The following is a 2,538-nucleotide window of genomic DNA, read 5'->3' on the forward strand; positions in this document are numbered from 1 at the left end:
GCTCCTACGCACGCCCGGCCCCACCCGGCTACCCGGGCCGGCGCCGACAGCCGGCTGCCCTGGTGGGCCCTCGCCCTGCCCACGCTCGCCTTCGTCGCGCTGCTCGCGCTGATCCTGAACCCCTCCGATGCCCAGGCGGCCACCGGTGACCCCCTGATCACCCACCTCTTCGAGCGGGCCCGGCAGCTGATAGCCCACTGAGCACGGCAGAAACCGGTGGTCAACTCCCTGCGCCCCGTGGCGTGTTTCGTGCGAAGCTGGATCTTATGAGCGTCGCAGAACCCCGCACGATTGTCCTCTTCCGCCATGCGAAAGCCGACTGGCCACAGGTGAGCGATCATGAGCGTCCGCTCGCCGACCGGGGCCGAAAAGAAGCGGCGGAGGCCGGGCGCAGGCTGGCCGACACCGGCATCGCCTTCGACCTGGCCCTGTGCTCCACCGCGGTCCGGACCCGGGAGACCTGGAAGCTCGCCGTCCAGGAGTTCCCGCAGCGACCGAAAACCGTCTACGAGGAGCGGATCTACGACGCCTCGCCGGGCGAACTGATCGCCGTGCTCAACGAGACTCCCGACGACGCGCAGAACATCCTCGTGATCGGCCACAACCCGGCCGTCCAGGGCCTCGCCGACATCCTGGCGGGCACGGCCGAGGGCGACGCCCGCGACCGGATGAGCCGTCGAGGGTTCCCGGCCGCCGCCTTCGCCCTCCTGTCCTTCACCGGCTCGTGGAAGAGCCTGGAGCCGGGCGTGGCCACGCTGCGGGACTACTGGGCGCCGACCGAGTGACCGACTCCGCGACCGACTCGGCGTGAGCGGGGCCCGGCACCGTCGCGGTGCCGGGCTCGCCCGGCCGGTTCAGACCGTGTCGAGCGTGTCCGCCGCCTCGACCTCTTCGCGCGTGATCCCCAGCAGGTACAGCACGGTGTCCAGGAAGGGGACGTTCACCGCGGTGTGCGCGGCCTGGCGCACCACCGGCTTGGCGTTGAAGGCGACGCCCAGACCGGCCGCGTTCAGCATGTCCAGGTCGTTGGCACCGTCACCGATCGCCACGGTCTGCGACAGCGGCACCCCCGCCTCGGCGGCGAACCGGCGCAGCAGCCGGGCCTTGCCGGCACGGTCGACGATCTCGCCCGTGACCTTGCCCGTCAGCTTCCCGTCGACGATCTCCAGCGTGTTGGCGTGGGCGAAGTCCAGCCCGAGCCGCTCCTTCAGATCGTCGGTGACCTGGGTGAAACCGCCGGAGACGACGCCGACTTGGTAGCCGAGCCGCTTCAGCGTACGGATCAGGGTGCGGGCGCCCGGCGTCAGCCGCACCTCGCTGCGCACCTTGTCCACGACCGAGGCGTCGAGCCCCTCCAGCAGCGCCACGCGCGCGTGCAGGGACTGCTCGAAGTCCAGCTCGCCGCGCATCGCGGCGGCTGTCACCTCGGTGACCTGGTCCTCGCAGCCGGCGTGCGCGGCGAACAGCTCGATGACCTCGTCCTGGATGAGCGTCGAGTCGACGTCCATGACGACCAGGCGCTGCGCGCGCCGGTACAGACCGGCGGCGACGACCGCCACGTCGATGCCGAGCTTGGCCGCGTCGGGCGCCAGGGCGGTGCGCAGCGGCTCGGTCTCCACGCCGGACACGGCGAACTCGACGGCGGTCACGGGGTACTTGGCGAGCCGGAAGATACGGTCGATGTTGCCACCGGTCTTGGTGATGCGCGCGGCGATCGCCGCGGTCGCCTCCGCGGTGAGCGGATGCCCGAGCACGGTGACCAGGGAGCGGCCCAGCCCGCGCGGCCGGTTGTCGCCGAGGCCGGAGATGATCTCCGCCTGCATCTTCATCGACTCGGCCCAGCTGTGGACGGTCGCCCGCAGATCGCCCTCGAGCCCCTTGGGCGGCTCGGTCACGAGCGCGCACAGCACCATTCGGCCCCGGGTGACGACCTGCTCGATGTCGACGACGTCGACGGAGTAGGCGGCGAGGGTGTCGAAGAGGCCGGCCGTGATGCCCGGACTGTCCTTGCCGAAGATCTTGACAAGGAGCGTGGGAACGTCGGAGGACGAAGTCTGCGAAGCGCTCATGGTGGTTCCACCGTATCCGGCGGGCAGGTCGTACCGCCCGTGAGGTCCGCCTGGCGGACAGCGAACACTGGGTGACGTGTGGGTGGCGCGCACCTTGCGTGCCCTGTCCCCGCCCGTGCGGGCTACTTCCCCCCACGGGGCCCGCGCGGCGGCGGCCCGACCGGTCGCGCCACGGTGGGCGCGCCGTACACGTCTCCGTCCTGGTGAGCAGCGGGGTCACTGCCCGACGGTGGCTCGTGAGGTGCCCTGGGCTCGCCGGCGCGTGGCCGCGCGTCCTCCGGTGCTCGCAGTTCGTCCGGCACCCGGAAGTACGGATTGGTGGCCGGGTTGGGTGGCCGGTACGGCACTCCCGGCGCGTAGGGCCCGGCCTCCTCCCCGTACGACGACGCCCACCCGGCGCCGTCCTCTCCCCGGCCACCGGACCGCCCGGCGGCGGCGTCGTACCCGGCCGGCCCTGTTCCGGCCCCCG

The 2,538-nt window shown here is 72.0% G+C and carries 3 protein-coding genes and 1 pseudogene; 2 read left to right on the plus strand and 2 right to left on the minus strand.

The annotated features are described in order from the left end of the window. Together CCL05_RS43155 and CCL05_RS43160 are read left to right on the plus strand one after the other, a co-directional pair. Positions 1-201 (plus strand): hypothetical protein (locus tag CCL05_RS43155; protein ID WP_086565902.1); only part of this gene is annotated, 201 nt, incomplete at its 5' end. Between the two features lie 65 nt (positions 202-266). Continuing rightward, positions 267-785 carry a SixA phosphatase family protein gene (locus CCL05_RS43160; RefSeq protein WP_086565903.1) on the plus strand — a complete coding sequence of 173 codons (519 nt, stop codon included), beginning with the start codon at positions 267-269 and terminating at the stop codon, positions 783-785. Positions 786-854: 69 nt separating this feature from the next. Here the strand turns inward: CCL05_RS43160 and serB are convergent, their stop codons facing one another. Both serB and CCL05_RS45765 read right to left on the minus strand, forming a co-directional pair. Continuing rightward, a complete protein-coding gene (serB, locus tag CCL05_RS43165) occupies positions 855-2,069 on the minus strand; it encodes a phosphoserine phosphatase SerB (protein WP_086565904.1) in 1,215 nt (404 codons plus the stop codon). A gap of 122 nt (positions 2,070-2,191) precedes the next feature. Next, a pseudogene (locus tag CCL05_RS45765) lies at positions 2,192-2,538 on the minus strand (streptophobe family protein); the annotation flags it as partial.

This window comes from Streptomyces africanus, assembly GCF_002150735.1.
GTDB classification, from domain to species: Bacteria; Actinomycetota; Actinomycetes; order Streptomycetales; family Streptomycetaceae; genus Streptomyces; species Streptomyces africanus.